At 61.7% G+C, this 17,120-nt stretch carries 14 protein-coding genes; 3 read left to right on the top strand and 11 right to left on the bottom strand.

The window, feature by feature from the left end:
* Positions 1-75 precede the first annotated feature (75 nt).
* On the top strand, positions 76-780 hold the full coding sequence (locus FAZ69_RS00765) for a TetR/AcrR family transcriptional regulator (protein ID WP_240702050.1): 705 nt from the start codon (positions 76-78) through the stop codon (positions 778-780).
* A 155-nt stretch (positions 781-935) separates the two neighbouring features.
* Here FAZ69_RS00765 and FAZ69_RS00760 read toward each other — a convergent pair whose 3' ends face one another.
* Entirely contained in the window at positions 936-1,406 is a 471-nt protein-coding gene (locus FAZ69_RS00760) for an SDR family oxidoreductase (RefSeq protein ID WP_206171162.1), read from the bottom strand.
* A gap of 178 nt (positions 1,407-1,584) precedes the next feature.
* Here FAZ69_RS00760 and FAZ69_RS00755 point away from each other — a divergent pair, with 178 nt between their 5' ends.
* The gene (locus FAZ69_RS00755; RefSeq protein WP_136892041.1) at positions 1,585-2,328 is read left to right on the top strand and encodes a fused MFS/spermidine synthase; all 744 of its coding nucleotides are present in this window, start codon (positions 1,585-1,587) and stop codon (positions 2,326-2,328) included.
* Positions 2,329-2,374: 46 nt separating this feature from the next.
* Here the strand turns inward: FAZ69_RS00755 and FAZ69_RS00750 are convergent, their stop codons facing one another.
* From FAZ69_RS00750 to FAZ69_RS00710, 9 genes are all read right to left on the bottom strand, one after another.
* Positions 2,375-4,825 carry a glycoside hydrolase family 3 N-terminal domain-containing protein gene (locus tag FAZ69_RS00750; RefSeq protein WP_206171161.1) on the bottom strand — a complete coding sequence of 817 codons (2,451 nt, stop codon included), beginning with the start codon at positions 4,823-4,825 and terminating at the stop codon, positions 2,375-2,377.
* A 90-nt stretch (positions 4,826-4,915) separates the two neighbouring features.
* Positions 4,916-6,148 (bottom strand): fumarylacetoacetate hydrolase family protein, encoded by a 1,233-nt coding sequence (locus tag FAZ69_RS00745; protein WP_136892040.1) that lies wholly within the window; start codon positions 6,146-6,148, stop codon positions 4,916-4,918.
* A 49-nt stretch (positions 6,149-6,197) separates the two neighbouring features.
* Positions 6,198-7,982 (bottom strand): IlvD/Edd family dehydratase, encoded by a 1,785-nt coding sequence (locus FAZ69_RS00740; RefSeq protein WP_136892039.1) that lies wholly within the window; start codon positions 7,980-7,982, stop codon positions 6,198-6,200.
* Positions 7,979-8,863 (bottom strand): SMP-30/gluconolactonase/LRE family protein, encoded by an 885-nt coding sequence (locus tag FAZ69_RS00735; protein WP_136892038.1) that lies wholly within the window; start codon positions 8,861-8,863, stop codon positions 7,979-7,981. The genes FAZ69_RS00740 and FAZ69_RS00735 overlap by 4 nt, the downstream gene beginning before the upstream one ends.
* Positions 8,860-9,627 (bottom strand): SDR family NAD(P)-dependent oxidoreductase, encoded by a 768-nt coding sequence (locus tag FAZ69_RS00730; RefSeq protein ID WP_136892037.1) that lies wholly within the window; start codon positions 9,625-9,627, stop codon positions 8,860-8,862. Before FAZ69_RS00730 ends, FAZ69_RS00735 begins: the two co-directional genes overlap by 4 nt.
* Positions 9,628-9,683: 56 nt before the next feature.
* Positions 9,684-10,862 (bottom strand): ABC transporter ATP-binding protein, encoded by a 1,179-nt coding sequence (locus FAZ69_RS00725; protein WP_136892036.1) that lies wholly within the window; start codon positions 10,860-10,862, stop codon positions 9,684-9,686.
* A 58-nt stretch (positions 10,863-10,920) separates the two neighbouring features.
* Entirely contained in the window at positions 10,921-11,766 is an 846-nt protein-coding gene (locus FAZ69_RS00720) for a carbohydrate ABC transporter permease (protein WP_136892035.1), read from the bottom strand.
* A 1-nt stretch (position 11,767) separates the two neighbouring features.
* Positions 11,768-12,730: a carbohydrate ABC transporter permease gene (locus FAZ69_RS00715; RefSeq protein WP_240702049.1), complete on the bottom strand. Its 963-nt coding sequence runs from the start codon at positions 12,728-12,730 to the stop codon at positions 11,768-11,770.
* Positions 12,731-14,035 (bottom strand): extracellular solute-binding protein, encoded by a 1,305-nt coding sequence (locus FAZ69_RS00710; protein ID WP_240702048.1) that lies wholly within the window; start codon positions 14,033-14,035, stop codon positions 12,731-12,733.
* Positions 14,036-14,235: 200 nt separating this feature from the next.
* Between FAZ69_RS00710 and FAZ69_RS00705 the strand changes: the two genes are divergently transcribed.
* Positions 14,236-15,444 (top strand): LacI family DNA-binding transcriptional regulator, encoded by a 1,209-nt coding sequence (locus tag FAZ69_RS00705; RefSeq protein ID WP_240702047.1) that lies wholly within the window; start codon positions 14,236-14,238, stop codon positions 15,442-15,444.
* Positions 15,445-15,468: 24 nt separating this feature from the next.
* On the opposite strand, the gene FAZ69_RS00700 is transcribed toward FAZ69_RS00705, so the two are convergent.
* Positions 15,469-16,728: an MFS transporter gene (locus FAZ69_RS00700; protein ID WP_136892034.1), complete on the bottom strand. Its 1,260-nt coding sequence runs from the start codon at positions 16,726-16,728 to the stop codon at positions 15,469-15,471.
* Positions 16,729-17,120: the final 392 nt, after the last annotated feature.

Below are 17,120 nucleotides of genomic sequence, written 5' to 3'. Positions count from 1 at the left end.
GTCCTTCAGAGTTCTCGTAAACGCTAGCGTCGCTTTCTGTAAACCGATCGGTTCGGCATGATATCGTATTGGGTTATGCACCTGCCCCACGTTGATCCGACTATCGAACCGATGCCGCGAACTCAATCCATTTCGCTACCCGCGAAGCAACGCCCTCGCCGAAGTGATGCCGACCCGAGCGCAAAGTCGCTCACCGTTCTAAATGCTGCTCGTAAGATTTTTTTGACTCACGGCTTCAGCGCGGCAACGACCGACATGATTCAACGTGAGGCGGGCGTCTCGAAGTCCACGGTCTACGCGCATTACCCGAGCAAGGAAGCGCTCTTCGTCGCCGTCATAGAGGCGGAATGCTCCGCCAGCACTGGTGCCATTCGAGGCATCACGTTTCACCCGGGAAAGCTCGAGGAAACGCTGACGGCCGTGGCGCGGGCTTACTTGAGCGTCATTCTGTCGCCGTCGGCGTTGGCCCTCTTTCGCGTCGTGATCGCGGAGGCCCCGACGTTTCCGAATCTGGCGCGAGCCTTCTATCTCGCGGGACCTCATCTCATCCAATCCATGGTGGCCGAGTATCTGGCCAGCGCAGCGGCTGCAGGAGAAGTGGATCTCAGCGTGCTGGGACGAGACACCGCAGCAGCCCACTTCGTCAATTTGGTCCGCAGCGAACCGCATATGCAATGCCTCACGCATCCGACTGCCACCCCTTCAGCGGCACAGGTCGATCAATGGATCGCCACGGTCGTCACGACTTTTGTGCGGGCCTACGGGGCGCCGATCGCATAGGAGCATCGGAGCCCTGGAAGCGGCTCCCAGTCTGATACAGCGATCACCAAGGCTCCAGAAACGGGCGCACCTCTACCTCGAAACTCCAACCGCGGCGGTCCTGGACCGTCAGCGCATGCACTGTCTCAGCCAGCGCCGCAGGCGAGACAAAGGCATCATCCGGCTTGCCGGGCATACGTTTGCGCGCGCCAGGAATGTCGACGATGCCGTCGACGACGACCAGCGCGACATGGACTCCCTTCGGCCAGAGCGGGAATGACCTGCTTTGCGCAAAGGAGTGCGCCGAACGCGTTGACCCGCCACGAAGCTTCGAACTGCTCGGGCGTAATCGTCTCCACATCGGCGAACACGCCCGACCCGGCGTTATAGAGCAAGGCATCCACCTCGCCGAGTTCCGACCGGATACTCGCCAATACCGCCGCCACCTGCACGGCGTCGCCGAGGTCGCAGGCATAGCCTCGTGCATTGGGAATGGCGCCCGCCAGCGCCGTCACGCTGGTCCTGTCGCGCGCAAGCAATGCGACGGCGTACCCGGCCTCGGCAAAGCGCTTCGCGAGTGCCTGGCCATTGCCCGGTCCAGCGCCCGCGACAACTGCGACGGGCCGATTGGTCAGCGCTTCTGTCATCTCCAGCCTCCTATGTGTAACGGCCTGAAATTGAAACGGGCCGGACCTACAATCGACGCAATTTCCGGCCAGCAATAATTGCATTCGCCGCAGCGTCGATTTATTCGCGACGTCACGGCCACACGTGAAGCGGAAAGATGATGATTCAAGGACTGTTCATTTGAATCAAGAGGGGAAAATGACGACCCATACCGATGTCGTTCTGAAAACGAAAAAATACATAATCATGAACTTCGGTGACAGGCTCTCGCTCAAGATGGCCGATGATGAAACGACCAGTCTCACCGAAATGAGTTTGTCCAGCCCCGACGATCTCTCGGTGCAGTACACGCGGACAATGCTGCATCCCCTCGCCTTCATTCCCGCACCCACCGAAATCATCCTCATCGGTCTCGGCGGCGGTCAGCAGGCGAAATTCATCCACAGGCACCTCCCGGAGCTGCAAACGATCGCCGTGGAAATCGATCCGGAAGTGGTAGGACTCGCGCGGACGTGCTTCGGCCTGCCCGCTGATGACGAGCGCTTGCGAGTCGTGGTGGAGGATGCGTCCACCTTCATCCCGAACCACGGCGGACGGTGCGACCTGATCCTTGCCGACGCCTTCGACGAGTGCAACCGTCCGATCGATGCGCTCCATACCGCCGAATTTTATCGAGCCTGCCATCGTATTCTGCGCGCCGATGGTGTGATGACCGTGAACGTCTATCGCCCCACGGCCAATTGGGCAGCAACGTTCATGTCGACAGTGGCGGGCATCTTCCCTCGTCGAAAATTCATTGCGCTCACGGCCGAGCAAGGCGTAATGGTGCTTTGGAAGGGGCGTCCGAATCTCAACTGGGACGCGATCCGCGCTCGCGCCGCCACGCTCGACGCCAGAACGGGCCTGGGCTTCGAGGCCTTCGTCGATACGCTGAGTCGCTAGTTGCAGCGACCTGCAATTGCGTCGGCCTGACAATCCGGCACATTCACTAGCCAGCGACCGCACCGGCCACGACGCTTTCTGCTGCGGTCTCGTCGACGACGACACTCGCCTCGCTCAACATCCGCCAATTGCGCGGCAGGACCCGCGTCCCTTCGCCAACGACGTTGACCGTCGCGTTCAGATGAATATCGCGGCTCGAACTCCCCACCATCAAATCGAATTGTCCTGGTTCGACGATCCGTTCGCCACGATGGCCGGTAAAGTTCAGCATGTCCACGGGAATGACGATCCTGACTTTCCCTCGCTGGCCCGGCCCGAGCGCCACGCGTGCGAATGCCTTCAGTTCGCGCACCGGCCGCACCGCCGACGCGAGGCAGTCACGCACGTACACCTGAACGACCTCAGTGCCGGCTCGCATGCCCACGTTCTCGACGACGAACCGCAACACGGCCGCTCCGTCTTCGATCGGAACCTCGGCCTGTTCCAGTTCGAGGTCGCTGTATTCGAATTTCGTATAGCTCAATCCGAAGCCGAACGGAAAGCGTGAACCGAAGTGATAGGCAATCGGCGTTCCAGCACTCTTCAGCTTGTGGTTGTAGACGAACGGAATCGCCCCGGCGCTTTTTGGCACCGATAGCGGCAGGCGGCCCGAAAAATTCACCGCCCCTGTCAGGAGGTCGGCCAACGCCTCGGCGCCGCCTTCGCCCGGGGCGAACGCCATGATTTCGGCCGCGATCCGGTCTTCCAGACCACCGAGGTTGTACGGACGCCCGCCCGTGAGCACCGCCACTGTCGGCGTGCCCGTTGCGACCACGGCTTCGAGCAGGGCTTGCTGCACGCCGGGCAGGTCGAGGCTATCGGTATCGGAACCCTCGCCGACGGTGCCGGACTGGAACAGCCCCGCGAGGTCGCCGACAAAGACGACCGCCACGTCCGCTTGCTTCGCGGCAGCCACCGCTTCATTGATCTGTCCCGTGTCCGTGCTGATCAGCGACTGGCGGCTTTGGTTGATCGCCTCGTTCATTTCGACGTCGCCCGGATAGACCGGCGCCCCCTGACTCCGCTCTTTGATGACGTCGCAACCCTTCGCATAGACGACACGTGAAGCGCCGAATCGGGCACGCAGCGCCTGAAGCGGCGTCGCCATCGGTGCGCCTGCGTGCTCACCGGCGTTGATCAGGTGGACGGGGAAGCTGTATCCCGCAAGCAATGCGAGCGGGTCGTCGGCGGTCGGTCCGATGATGGCCAGCGTCCCGGTCCGCTCGACGTCGAGCGGCAGCGTTCCATCGTTCGAAAGCAGCATGGCCGACTCGACGGCAGCCTGATATGCCACCCGCGACGCCTCCTCGCCCCGCAGCGCCACGTTTTCCGGATCGGCGTACGGATGCTCGAAAAGGCCCAGTCGAAATTTCGCCGTCAGTATCCGCGCGACGATCGAATCGATGGTCTCTTCCTTGATCTCCCCGCGTGCGAGCGCGTCCTTGAGGTGCAACGCGCACTCGTGGCCCGGCAGTTCGATATCGAGGCCAGCGTTGAAGGACATCGCGGCCGCAGAGGCGGCATCTCGTGCAACGCCGTGATGCGTGTAGAGAAGATTGACGCCCGCATAGTCCGCGACGATCAATCCGTCGAACCCCCATTTCTCGCGCAAGATCTCCGTCAGCAGAGAGTGATCCTCATGACACGGCACGCCGTCGACATCATGATAGGCAGGCATCACGGAACCCGCGTCGGCCAGCTTGACGGCCATCTCGAACGGCAACAGGAAAATGTCGTTGAACTCGCGCGGGCCGACGTGAATGGGAGCGTGGTTGCGTCCGCCCTCGCTCGCCGAATGCCCTGCGAAGTGCTTGAGCGTCGCCAGCAGATCGCGCTGCTCGCCCTGAAGGCCCTTGACGTATCGACAGGCCATGACCCCGACGAGATAGGGATCCTCGCCCAGTGTCTCCTCCGTGCGGCCCCAACGAGGGTCGCGAGATACGTCGAGAACAGGAGCGAGCCCCTGGTGACAGCCGATCGAGCGCGCTTGCTGCCCGATTACCGCACCCACCCGCTCGATCAGTTCTGGATTCCATGTCGCGGCATAGTTGAGGGGAGCGGGAAAGAGCGTAGCGTCCTTGATCATGAGGCCCACCAGACACTCCTCATGTGACATCACCGGAATCCCCAGGCGGGTTTCCTCGACCATCCGTCGCTGCAATTCGTTCAGCGCACGCACGCCCTCTTTCGGATCGACCGTGTGCGTGCCGAGCGGTCGAGTGATTTGCCCCAAGCCGTGCTCGAGCAATGAATCGACGGATACACCCGTCGTGCGCTGCGCGAAGTCCGCGATCCGCCACTCGTGCTTGCCATCCGGCGACAGCTTGAGCCAGCCGGCATGCATCTGCGCGATCTTCTCATCCAGCGTCATCCGACCGAGCAGGTCGGCAACACGATCCTCGACGTCGGCTCCGGCATCGCGATAAAGCGGCATTCCGGCTTCGTTATTGGTCGACATAAACAGCTCCTTTAATCTGACGCCCTTGCGATCAATAGCGGGCCAGGTGTTGTGAATTTCATCAATGCCGGAATCGAACCCAGTCGACCGCTAATTCGTCGCGCGGATAGAGGAACCGTCGCAGGGGAGCAGACCGCGAGCAGCAAGACTGCTGTACAACGCGCGCACGCCGAACGTCCACGGCGCAATCTCCGTCGAAAGACGAACCGTGTTGACGAGCGCCCCAAGCGAGGGCGTCGACACGGTCACGATGTCTCCGAGGTGATGGGTAAATCCGCGTTCCGGCGCGTCGCGATCCTTGCCCGGTGAAAACATCGTCCCGAGAAAAAGCATGAATCCATCCGGATACTGATGGTGCGAACCAAACGTCTGCACGATGAGCTCGCTTGGATCCCGGCTGATCTGCCGCATGTGGCTGACGTCGTCGAGCACGAAGTCATCGTCCGCGCCGTCGATGCGAAGCGAAACGGTCATCTCGCGCACGGTATCGAGCGTGAAATGCTCGTCGAACAGACGAATGAATGGACCGATGGCACATGAGCCGTTGTTGTCCTTTGCCTTGCCCAGCAGCAACGCACTGCGTCCTTCGACGTCACGCAGATTGACGTCGTTTCCCAGGGCCGCGCCTACCGCTTCGCCTTTGTGATCGACGGCGAGCACGACCTCCGGCTCGGGGTTGTTCCAATGCGATGCCGGGTGCAGGCCGACGTCCGCGCCGAGCCCAACCGCCGACATTGGCTGTGACTTCGAAAAGACCTCGGCATCGGGCCCAATCCCGACTTCCATGTATTGCGACCACGCCCCTCTGTTCACCAACTCGGACTTCAATCGGGCAGCCGCATCCGAGCCTGGACGCACCATGGAAAGATCCGTGCCGATGGTCTGCTGGATCGTCTGGCGTATTGCCATGGCGGCTGCGGGATCGCCGCCCGCCTGCTCTTCGATCACGCGCTCGAGCAGACTGACCGCGAACGTCACCCCGCATGCCTTGATTGCCTGAAGATCGCACGGCGCGAGCAGACGGACGCTCTGTGAAACGTTACCGCGCAAGCTCGACGCGACGATGTCGTCAACGACGCCCAGGTCTTCGCCATCGGCATTCCGCGCGATTGCGATCCGGTCCTCCCGGCACAGCAGATCCGCCACTGTCGGCGTCACGGCGGTGACGTCGATCACACGGCCGTTGCGAACGACCACGACGGCTGGACCGTCCACCGGCGCCGGCCGCCACGCGCGCCCCACCAACAGCGCGTCCTTCAAATCCGCCGGCAAACAAGCCGAGGGCGAATTGGCGAGGCCATGAATTTCAGATTGATTTGGCATCGACACCATCCATTAGTAAAACTGATTGACCAAGATTTTCGGTATGCGCCTAGTGGTTATGACGGGGAAGCGTATGCGCGACGCCGCGATATTTCACCGCCAGCTCCATGCAGGCCCCCGACTCCAGCTGCCCAACCGTCGCACGATAGATTTCCTGCCAAGGCGTCTGGCTCGCGGGAACGTCGGGACGCCCGGCCGCCTTGCGCCGTTCGATCTCGGCGTCGCCGACGAGCATGTCGCACCGGCCGGCGTTCAAATCGATCCTGACGACATCGCCCGTGCGCAAGTGGGCGAGCCCGCCACCCACCGCGCTTTCCGGCGATGCGTTCAAGATGGAAGGACTGTCGGACGTACCCGACTGCCTGCCGTCTCCCAGCGTCGGCAGGCTCGATATGCCGCGGCGAATCAGCGCGTCCGGCGGCTGCATGTTCACCACTTCGGCTGAGCCCGGCCAACCGACGGGCCCTGCGCCACGGATCACGAGGATCGAGCGCTCGTCGATTCCGAGCGCAGGATCGTTGATTCTCGCGTGGTAATCGTCGGAACTCTCGAACACGACGGCGCGACATTCGAATACGTTTTCGCTGCCGGGCGTCGAAAGATAGCGCGCACGAAATTCTTCGGAGATCACGCTGGTCTTCATGATCGCGAAATCGAACAGGTTACCGCGCAGGACGAGAAATCCGGCACGCGGTTTCAGCGGCGCCTCATAGCTGAAGATGACTTCCCGATCCCCGGTCTCCTTGCCCTTAAGGTTCTCCGCGACCGTCTTTCCGGTCACGGTCGTGCGGTCCGTCCGCAGCTTCCCGGCCTTCATCAATTCGTGCATGACGGCCGGGACCCCGCCAGCCCGGTGAAACCGTTCGCCGAGATACTTTCCGGCTGGTTGGAGGTTCACGAGCAAGGGGACGTCGTATCCATACGTCATCCAGTCGTCAGCGCTCAGTTCGACGCCTGCATGACGCGCCATGGCCATGATGTGCGGCTGCGCATTCGTCGACCCGCCGATAGCCGCGTTGACGACGATCGCATCGAGAAACGCCTCACGCGTCAGGATGCTCGACGGCCGCTGATCCAGGTACGCCATTTCCACGATCCGGCGCCCCGTTCGATAAGCCATCTGCCCGCGCTCCCGGTACGGCGCGGGGATGGCAGCGCAGCCGGTCAGCGACAGACCGAGCGCCTCGGCCAGCGAGTTCATCGTCAACGCCGTGCCCATGGTGTTGCAATGCCCGGCGGACGGCGCCGATGCCGCCGCGATCTCGAGGAACGTTTCCTCGTCGATCGTTCCCGCGGCAAGCTGTTTGCGTCCTTTCCAGATGCTTGCCCCCGAGCCCGCCAGCTCGCCTTCGAACCAGCCGTCGAGCATCGGGCCACCCGACAAGACGATGGATGGAATGTCCACCGTGCAGGCCGCCATGATCTGCGACGGCGTGGTCTTGTCGCATCCTGTCGTCAGCACGACGCCGTCGAGCGGATATCCATGGAGAATCTCGACGAGCCCCAAATAGGCGAGATTGCGGTCGAGCGCCGCAGTGGGGCGTCTGCAGTTCTCGAAGACAGGGTGAACGGGAAACTCCAACGGAATGCCGCCCGCATCCCGGATACCGTCGCGCACGCGGCGCGCGAGCTCCAGATGAATGCGGTTGCACGGACTGAGGTCGCTGCCCGATTGTGCGATGCCGATGATGGGCTTGCCGGAGCGCAGCTCTTCGGGCGTTATCCCATAGTTCATGAAGCGTTCGAGATACAACGCGGTCATGTCGATATGCGCCTGATTGGCGAACCAGTCCTGGGAACGGAACCGGCGGTTCGAACGGCTTTTCTGAGTCATCGCGACCATCCTTGTGTGCATGTCATCTGGGGCAGTCCCGGCGTGGGAACACGGAACGAAAACAGGCTGCCCGCGAGCGGCTGGCCCGCCCTCTCTTGCGCCGACATGCCCTTGCGCGCGGTCGTGACGTATGCCGTGCGAAGGTCGTCTCCGCCGAATGCGAGCTTCGTGACGTTCGGACAAGGAAACGAAACATGGCCTGCGAGTTGCCCGTCGGGCGAATAGCGCTCGATGCGCCCGCCGCCGAAGAGCGCCACCCAGACGAACCCGTCGGCATCGACCGCCATGCCGTCCGGATAGCCGCTTCCGGAGACGACTGCGAAAATGCGCTTGCGCGACAGCTCGCCGTGCTCGCCCCAGTCGAATCGATAGATGGTCTTCGCCAGCGTATCGGTGTGGTACAGGGTTCGGTTGTCCGGACTCGTCACCGGCCCGTTCGTGATGACGTACGCGGCATCCTGGACACGGATCTCACCGTCGTCGCTCAAGCGATATAGCGTCCCGCTCGCCTCGCGCTCCGCATCGTCCATCGTCCCGAACCACAAGTAGCCGCTCGTATCGACGAAGCCGTCGTTGAGGCGATTCCGTACGAGTTGCGGCTCCACGTCGACCCGCTTCACGAACCTGCCGTCGCGCGGGTCGAACGCATACAGCCCATCGGGCAGACCGCATACGAACGAACCATCGGAGGTGGGCAAAAGGAAGCCGGGCTCCGCGGGCGCCTGCCAAGTGGTCTTCCACCCGGTTTCGGTGCAAAGGCGATGCACGGACCGGCGTTTGATGTCGACGAAGTAGACCGCGCGTTCGTCAGCCAGCCAGACTGGCCCTTCGCCCAGCTCGGCGCCCACTTGCCAGACACATACGGGAGGCTGCGCGTTCATGCACCGTACCACCCGGCGTCGACGAAATATTCGCGCCCTGAACAACGTTCGCCGTCGTCCGAAGCGAGAAACAGCGCCATCCTCGCGACGTGCTCCGGCTCGATGCGTCGAGGCAGGCATTGCGCCTCGAGCAGCCTCGATTCGCTCTCGGGCGTCTGCCATAGCGCCATCTGCCGCTCGGTGCGTACCGCGCCGGGCACGATGCAGTTGACCCTGATGCCGAAGGCGCCGAAATCACGCGCAAGTCCGCGCGTCAAGCCTTCGATGCCCGCTTTCGCGGTCAGGTAGATCGACAGATCGGGCAACGCGAGATGCCATGAAATCGAGCCGACATTGAGAATGACTCCCCGGCCGTTCCGGCGCATGCCCTGCGCGACATGCTGGGCGCAAAAGAACTGGTGACGCAGGTTCACGGCGATGCGTTCGTCCCAATAGGCGCAGCTGACGTCCGCCACCGCATGGCGGTTGTCGCTGGCGGCGTTGTTGACGAGGACGTCGATCGTGCCGGCCCGATCCGTGATGCCTGAAAAAACGTCGCCGATGGCGTCGACGTCGCGCAAGTCGCACCGCAAGAATTCCGGCGCGTAAGGCGAGTCGCGCAGCGATTCGCAAAGCGACACGGATTGCGCCTCCGCCACGTCGACAAAGTACACGCGTGCACCCTGATGCGCGAACGCCGCCACCATTGCAGCGCCAATGCCCGTACCACCACCCGTGACGGCCACGGTCCTATCTTTGAGGCTCGGATAAGTTGCATACGACATGAATGATCCGTTGAAACCTTGTGATATCTGCCTGGCCTTCGGCGATCGGGTGCGCCTCAGGCGAGGCGAGCGGGATGACGGCCGGCAAGCGCCGTTTCGAGGCGCGCCAGCGCGAAGTCCTGGTCGTCGAAGACGTGACACGCCTCCGGCGCCACCAAAAGCGCGATCGGCTGGCCGATCGACGCCGGGCTGTCGCCAGGCAGCTTGGCGATGATCGTGTGGCGCATCGCCTCGCTGACGGCGACATGAACGTAGCTATGCTCGCCCAGGCGCTCGACGAGCCGCACCGTGCCTTGCACCGAACGCCCCGGCACCTCGGCCCGCTCGCCGGCGTGCGCGACCCCAAGGTGCTCCGGCCGCACGCCGACCGTCACCTTCATGTCCGGACGCGCCCTGGTGCCATCCACCGCGGCATGCACGACGTCACCGGTGAACAGGCGGATCGCCACACCAGCGGCATCGACCGACGTGATCGTGCCCGGCAGGAAATTCATCTTTGGCGACCCGATGAAGCCGGCTACGAATCGGTTCTTCGGCCGGTGGTACAAATCGAGCGGCGCACCGACCTGCGCGACGCTGCCATGCCGCTCCATGTCGGCACCCGCATGCAGCAAAACGATCTTGTCGGCGAGCGCCATGGCCTCGATCTGGTCATGCGTCACGTAAATCGCGCTCGCCCTGTTGAACTCCCGGTGCAGCCGGGCGATCTCCGTGCGCGTCTGCACGCGCAGCGACGCGTCCAGATTCGACAACGGTTCGTCGAAAAGGAATACGCCCGGCTCGCGCACGATGGCGCGCCCGATCGCCACGCGCTGACGCTGCCCACCCGAGAGCGCCGCGGGCCGCCGGTCGAGGTACTTCTCGAGCTGCAGCGCCTCGGCGGCGGATCGCACTTTCCGATCGATCGCCGCCTTGTCCAGCTTCGCCTGACGCAAGCCGAACGCCATGTTCTCGTACACGCTCATGTGCGGATACAGCGCGTAGTTCTGAAAAACCATCGCCACGCGGCGCTGCGAAGGATGCACGTCGTTCATTCGCTTGCCGTCGATCCGCAACTCGCCGGCCGTGATGTTCTCGAGGCCCGCGACCATGCGCAGAAGCGTCGACTTCCCGCATCCCGACGGTCCGAGGAATACACAAAACTCGTTCACGCCGATCTCGAGATTCACGTTGCGGATCACCGGCGGATTGTCTTCGTAGGCCTTCTGGACGGAAGACAGCGTAATGGTGGCCATATCTCACTCGTTTGCTAACTGTATTCGACCGCAGCGCGAGCCTGCGCTGCGCGCTTCGCTACCCTTTCAACGACCCGGCCATCATGCCCTTGATGATTCGCTCCTGACCGAAGGCGTACACGAGGATCAGGGGCAGCGACGTCAGCGTCACGACACAGAGCATGGCCGGAATGTTCGACGCGTACTGCCCCTGGAAGTCCCATAGGGCAAGCGGCAGCGTTCGATGCGCCGGCGTCGAGGTCAAGACGTAGGCAAAGATGAACTCGTTCCACAACGCAATGCTGTTGTAGATGGCGACGGTCGCGAGTCCCGGCGTGGACAGCGGGAAATAGATCTTCCAGAAGATCCGGAACGGGCCACAGCCGTCGAGCTGCGCGGCCTCGTCGAGTTCATGCGGAATCTGGCGCATGAACTCGGTGAGAATGAAGATCGAAATCGGCAGGCTCAACGCGACGTACGGGCCGATGAGCGCGAATTTCGTGTCGTAGAGCCCGATGTTGCGGATCAGCAGATAGATCGGCACGAGCGCCGCGTGCAGCGGCACGATCATCCCCGCGACCACGAGCGCGAACAGCGTCTTGCCGAAGCGAAAATGCAGCCGCGCGAAAACGTAGGCGGCCATCGCACTGAAGATAACGACGAGCACGACCGATATTCCGACCACGAATACGCTGTTTTCGAGGTACGTGAAGAATCCGCCATGCAGCACTTCGAGGTAGTTGCCGAAGTCCAGATGAGAAGGCAGCGACCATACCGCGTTCGAATAGGTCTCTTCCTGCGACTTGAAACTCGTGGCGACCACGAAGACGAACGGCAGCGTCGTCACCGCAAGCCACACGAGCCCCAACAGAAAGATGCCCGGACGAAACGGCTTTGCGCCGAGCCGGTTTGCGAAGAGCGTCACGTCAAACCTCCGTTTCGTAGCGGCGCGTGACACGCAGGGCGACGGCGGCAACCAGCGTCACGATGACGAACATCGCAGAGGCTATCGTGCTGCCGTAGCCGAGCTGAAACGAGCTGAACACGGTGCGATACATGTACGTGGCCATGAGCTCGGACGAGCTTTCGGGCCCTCCGCCCGTCATCACGAAGATCAGGTCGAAGTAGCGCAGCGATCCGATGATCGACAGCAGTGCGGCAGTACGGATCGTCCCTTGAAGATGAGGAAGCTTGATGCGCCATAAAACGGTCCACTCCGATGCGCCGTCGAGACATGCCGCTTCCGCCAGCTCCGCCGGAAACGATGACAACCCTGCGAGAAACAGAATCATGTAGAACGGGATGTTCTGCCAGCAGATGACGGCAATCGTGGAAGCAAGCGCGTAGCGCGTATCGCCGAGCCAGTCCTTCGCGAGCCCGTCCAGACCGAACGCATGCAGCGCGGCATTCAAGGGGCCGAAGTTCGGGTCATAGACGTTCTTGAACAGCACGCCGATCGCCACGCTCGACATCAGGAGCGGCAAGAAATACAGAATCTTCAACGTGCGCGAGCCTCGCCCAGCCTTGTCGAGCAGCACCGCAAGCGCCAGTGCGACGGGCAGCTGGATGAGAATCGAGAAGATCGCAAGCAGCAGATTGTTGCCGAGCGCTTTCCGAAAGATGTCGTCGTGAAGCAGATGCTCCCAGTTGGCGAGGCCCACAAAACGCGCGTTGCTGCCAAGGCCGTTCCAGTCGAGCGTCGACAGCTGAAAGCTCGAAAGCAACGGATAGATGAGAAAGACCGAAAGCAGCACCATCGACGGTGCAAGCAAGACCGCGATGACAATCCATTTCGACTGCTCGCGTCGAGGTCTCGCGGATTCGAGCGGAATGGCGATGCCCACAGTTGTCTCCTCGCCCGTCATGTACCCGGACTCGTGGTTGCGCATTTACTTGCCCGCGTCGGCCTTGGCCGCCGCTTCCATCTGCTGCGCCGCAGCTTCCGGACTCAGCGACAAGCCGAACAACGCCTGCGTCGTATCCTTGTGCAGCTCGCCGAGTTTGGGCGGCAGTTCCTGGTCGTACCAGAGCTGCACGTTCGGCGCCTGCGCAACCAATGCCTGCAGTCGCTGCAGAAACGGGTCCGTCAAGCGTGCGTTCTTGACCGGCGGAATTCGCGCATCGGCGATGCGCGCCTGCATCGACGCGTCGTCGGTCATCGTCTTGATCAGGCTGAACGCGGCATCGCGATCCGCGCATTGCGTCGAGATGCTCGTAAAGCTGTCGCCGACGGTGCCGATCACGTCGTGCGGATCACCCTTGCCCCCCGGGATTGCCGGAAACGGGAAAACGTCGAGCTTTTTGTAAAAGCCAGGGTTTTCCTTCTGGATCGTTGAGGCCTCCCATCCGCCCATCAGCTCCATTGCCGCCCGACCCGAATAAAGCAGACGGCGCGATGCGCCGATGTCGTAGTCGAGTCCGTTGAAACCCTGGGCGAATGCACCGGCCTTGACGAGTTGCTGAATGTACCGGCCTGCCTCGATGAAAGCGGGATCGGCGAAGCTGCCGCCCGGCGCACGATCGGCCGCCTTGCGGAATACGTCGGGCCCGCCGATGCGGTCGACGAGGTACATGTAGTACATCGAGCCCGTCCACTTGTTCTTGTTCGCCAGCGCAAACGGTGCGATGCCGTGGGCCTGAAGCGTCTTGATCACGTTCAGCAAGTCGTTCCACGTTGCAGGCGGATTCAGGTTGTACTGCTTGAACAGATCCTTGTTGTAGAAAATCACCGCCGCCGATACGTTCTCGGTCGGGATTCCGTAGATCTTGTTGTCATACGTGACAGCTCGCCAGGCCGTCGGCAGAAAGCGGTCGCGATAAGCCGGGTCCTTCTGAAGATAAGGCGTCAGGTCGACGACCTGCCCCGCTTTCACGTACTCGCGCAGCGGCCCCCCGCCCCAAGTATCGAACACGCACGGCGGCTGTCCCGCACCGAACGCGACGTTCAGCTTCGCCTTGTACGCGTCGTTGAGCACGTGCGAATCCTCGATCTTGTAAAGCGGATTCTGTTTCTCGAAGCGGTCCGCGGCTTCTCGCACGACCTTGGGCCCATTGCCGTCGGTTTGGTGATCCCACTCCGTAATCGTCTTCGAGGGTCCTGCATATCCGGAAGCGGACCATGCCGCTCCAGCGGCAAGCAAAATCGCCGCCATGTTCCGAATGGACGCTGGTTTGCAGCGTGTCAGCCACTTCATCTTTGTCTCCTCCTCTCACGCGAGCCAGCTTCGCTAGAACGTTATCGATAACGTTAATTCATGTTAGGTTGACGTAGCAGGCGGCGCTATGCGGGTTTACCCAAAATGTTCGTCATACCCCGCCGATAATGGGAAGTGCGCGCTCCCACCGCCGTGCGAAAAGGACGGCAGACAAAAACGAAGCTGCTGCTAGGAGGGGCTTGTGTGCCAGAAACCCGCTGGTAAAATGTCGACTACGTTCGGTAGCGGTAACGTTACTGTCGGCAAATTCCGCCCTGAAATCGGACACCAACTCGAACCTACGACCGCCAGCGTCTTTCCGGATCTCATCGGCCATGAGCAAGCAAATTCCCACCCTCGCGCAAGTCGCGAAGATTGCCGGCGTCTCGCAGATGACCGCATCGCGAGCACTCAACGACCGCCCCGGCGTGTCACGGGAGACACGCGATGAAGTGCTCAGGATCGCCGCCGACATCGGCTACGTCGTGAATCGCAGCGCGCAAAAGCTTTCGGGCGGACGCAACGGCATCATCGGCATCATCACGCCCATGCTCGACAACCAGTTCGCGAGCGAGCTGATTCTCGGCGTTGGCCGCGCCGCTCGCGCGGTTGGCTACGAGACCCTCGTCTATACGGTCTTCGACGAAGACCGCGACGCGCACCGAAGCCTGCTCGGCCTGCTGCCCCAGTTCGCGGACGGCGTCGTCGCGATTCTGCCGCGGGAGTCCGCGTGGTTCGATACCCTGGCGGCAGCGCACGTGCCGGTCGTGCTGATCGACCAACGTGGCTCATTGACGAATTTTCCGTCGATTTCGGTCGACAGTTATGGCGGAGCGTGCCTCGCCGTCGAACATCTCGCGGAGCTCGGGCATCGCCGCATCGCCTTCATATCGGGCGACGAAACCATTGAAGGTGTCAGAGATCGTCGAAGAGCGTACAGCGATACGCTTGGCCGGCTCGGCCTGCCCCAAGATCCGAATCTCGTGGTGGCAGGCGACCTATCCCAAATGAGAGCCTTTGAAGCCGCATCCGATCTGCTGTGCCTGGCCGAGCCGCCGACGGCGATCTTCGCCGCCAACGATCTCAGCGCGTTCGGCGTCATCGCCGCGGTGCGCGAGGCGGGCTTGCGCGTTCCCGATGACGTCTCCGTCATAGGCTTTGACGACATACCGATGGCGGCGCAAGTTCACCCCGCCTTGACTACGGTCCGCCAACCGTTCCAGCAAATGGCGAGGGCGGCCGTCAACACGCTCCTCGCGAGCATCGCCGGCACAGAAGCGCCAGCAGCGCGCATCACCCTCCCGGCCGAACTTGTCGTTCGAGCTTCGGCCGGGCCGGTGTCCGATGCGCGGAAAAAGGCCACCGGCCGCTCGCCGAAAGCAGTGCGCGAGGTTCGCAAGCAAGCGTAGCGAAGCGAGCGGTTCATTCGATCATCAGCCGACCGCAGGATCACTTGCGACCGTCGGCACCGGTACGACAAGGCGATCTTTGCGAGGCGCCGTTTCGCGTAAAAAGCACGACGCAAACACTGCAAGGGCGGCAGAAGCCGCCGCGATCACGAACGGCGCAGCTGGGCCGAATTTGTCGGCCGAGAACCCGGCAAACATCGGAGAAATGAATCCGCCAAGCACCTCGCCCGTACCGATGACCGTCGCAACAGTTCTGCCGATAAAATATCGAGGCACGCTCTCTGCAGGAATCGTTGCGATAAAGATCGCGGAACAACCGTAGCCAAGGTATGCGACGAAAATGGCGACGCAAAGGATAACGAACGTGCCTTGGAAATAGCCGATGACGAGCGGTGCGCATACAGCGACGGCGGAGAACGCAATCAACGTCGGCTTGCGCCCGATCCGATCGGACAAGGCCGGCACGGCGAATCCGGCTATCACGCTCGAAATGCCAAGCACGGTCATGAAGATGCTCATCTGCGCCGGGGAAAAGTGCCGTCTCTCGATGAGGTAGGCCGGACCGAAGGCGGCAATGGCAAGAAACCACGTGATGAACAGACAACTCATGATGATGCAGATCACGATATTTCTGCTCATCAATACACGCGTGAACGGCATTTCGCGTTGAGCCATCAAGGGAGCAAACTCCCTTTTCTCGTCGACGGCCGGTTCACGTATGTACATCGCAAGCAGTATGGCGAGTACGAGCCCCGGTATGCCCGCGCAGTAAAACGCGAAACGCCATCCGTGTGTGCTCGCCAGCGGCACGATCACGGCCGGCGCCAGCACCGCTCCGAGCAAACCGACCGCAGAAGCTTGGATGAACCCCATGTTGAAGCCCCGCCGCGATTCGCTCGAGGCAAAAGCCATCAATGATTGGCTGACCGGCAAGATCGGGCCTTCCGCCAATCCCATCAACGCGCGTGCCATAACGAGCGCGGCAAAGGTGCCTGCCAGTCCTGAGAAGAACGAGCACAGAGAAAACACGATCACGGTGGCGATCAAGACCGGCTTTCGGCGGTTGCTCTGGTCGGCGTAGGCGCCTAGCAGGACGCCAGAGACGGCCCAGGTGAGCGCCAAGGCAGACGTCACCATGCCGATTCTGGAGTTCGTCAATGCGAAATCCTCCCGCATGAACGGAAACAGAAAATTGATCGATAGTCGGTCAAAAAAAACCGACCCAACCGTAAAGAACAAAAGGACCAACAGAAGGTTTTCGTATCCTCTATTTTTCGCTCGCATTTCAAGTCTCCTCTGAATTTTCCAAGCCCGGCGGCAACGCAATTCGACGCCACGCTTTTGCGTATTCTTCTTTTTGCCGTTTCATGTCGGGGCAAGCCAGGCAGCGCGACCGGGAATCGATTTCGCTGCCCGGTGACCAGATCGTAACTGGCAAATTTGCAGAAAATGACGCTGAAACACATCGTTTTGAAAATGGAACGAGTGTGATTGAGACGCGCGCAAAAGTTGAAGTGCGGCTCCCGGTACATCACGACGTATTTGAGCCTGGGAGCTTGCTCTGGACGTGGAATTCGAAGTCGCTGAAACCAGTCGCAGGCCGCGGTGACCAAGTCGTCGGAGTGAGAAGCCTCGCGGGCCTGAAACTCGAGCATCGCTGCCAGATCGGCCTCGGC

Origin of the sequence: Trinickia terrae (assembly GCF_005144415.1) — a bacterium.
GTDB classification, from domain to species: Bacteria; Pseudomonadota; Gammaproteobacteria; order Burkholderiales; family Burkholderiaceae; genus Trinickia_A; species Trinickia_A terrae.
This window is presented reverse-complemented; position numbering and strand designations above follow the sequence as displayed.

Bases quoted from the DNA above. Each gene is read 5' to 3' on its own strand.
- FAZ69_RS00740 (WP_136892039.1), bottom strand. From the start codon at position 7,982: ATGACTCAGAAAAGCCGTTCGAACCGCCGGTTCCGTTCCCAGGACTGG.
- FAZ69_RS00715 (WP_240702049.1), bottom strand. From the start codon at position 12,730: ATGCGCAACCACGAGTCCGGGTACATGACGGGCGAGGAGACAACTGTG.
- FAZ69_RS00710 (WP_240702048.1), bottom strand. From the start codon at position 14,035: ATGAAGTGGCTGACACGCTGCAAACCAGCGTCCATTCGGAACATGGCG.
- FAZ69_RS00725 (WP_136892036.1), bottom strand. From the start codon at position 10,862: ATGGCCACCATTACGCTGTCTTCCGTCCAGAAGGCCTACGAAGACAAT.
- FAZ69_RS00765 (WP_240702050.1), top strand. From the start codon at position 76: ATGCACCTGCCCCACGTTGATCCGACTATCGAACCGATGCCGCGAACT.
- FAZ69_RS00755 (WP_136892041.1), top strand. From the start codon at position 1,585: ATGACGACCCATACCGATGTCGTTCTGAAAACGAAAAAATACATAATC.
- FAZ69_RS00730 (WP_136892037.1), bottom strand. From the start codon at position 9,627: ATGTCGTATGCAACTTATCCGAGCCTCAAAGATAGGACCGTGGCCGTC.
- FAZ69_RS00745 (WP_136892040.1), bottom strand. From the start codon at position 6,148: ATGCCAAATCAATCTGAAATTCATGGCCTCGCCAATTCGCCCTCGGCT.
- FAZ69_RS00700 (WP_136892034.1), bottom strand. From the start codon at position 16,728: ATGCGAGCGAAAAATAGAGGATACGAAAACCTTCTGTTGGTCCTTTTG.
- FAZ69_RS00735 (WP_136892038.1), bottom strand. From the start codon at position 8,863: ATGAACGCGCAGCCTCCCGTATGTGTCTGGCAAGTGGGCGCCGAGCTG.
- FAZ69_RS00750 (WP_206171161.1), bottom strand. From the start codon at position 4,825: ATGTCGACCAATAACGAAGCCGGAATGCCGCTTTATCGCGATGCCGGA.
- FAZ69_RS00760 (WP_206171162.1), bottom strand. From the start codon at position 1,406: ATGACAGAAGCGCTGACCAATCGGCCCGTCGCAGTTGTCGCGGGCGCT.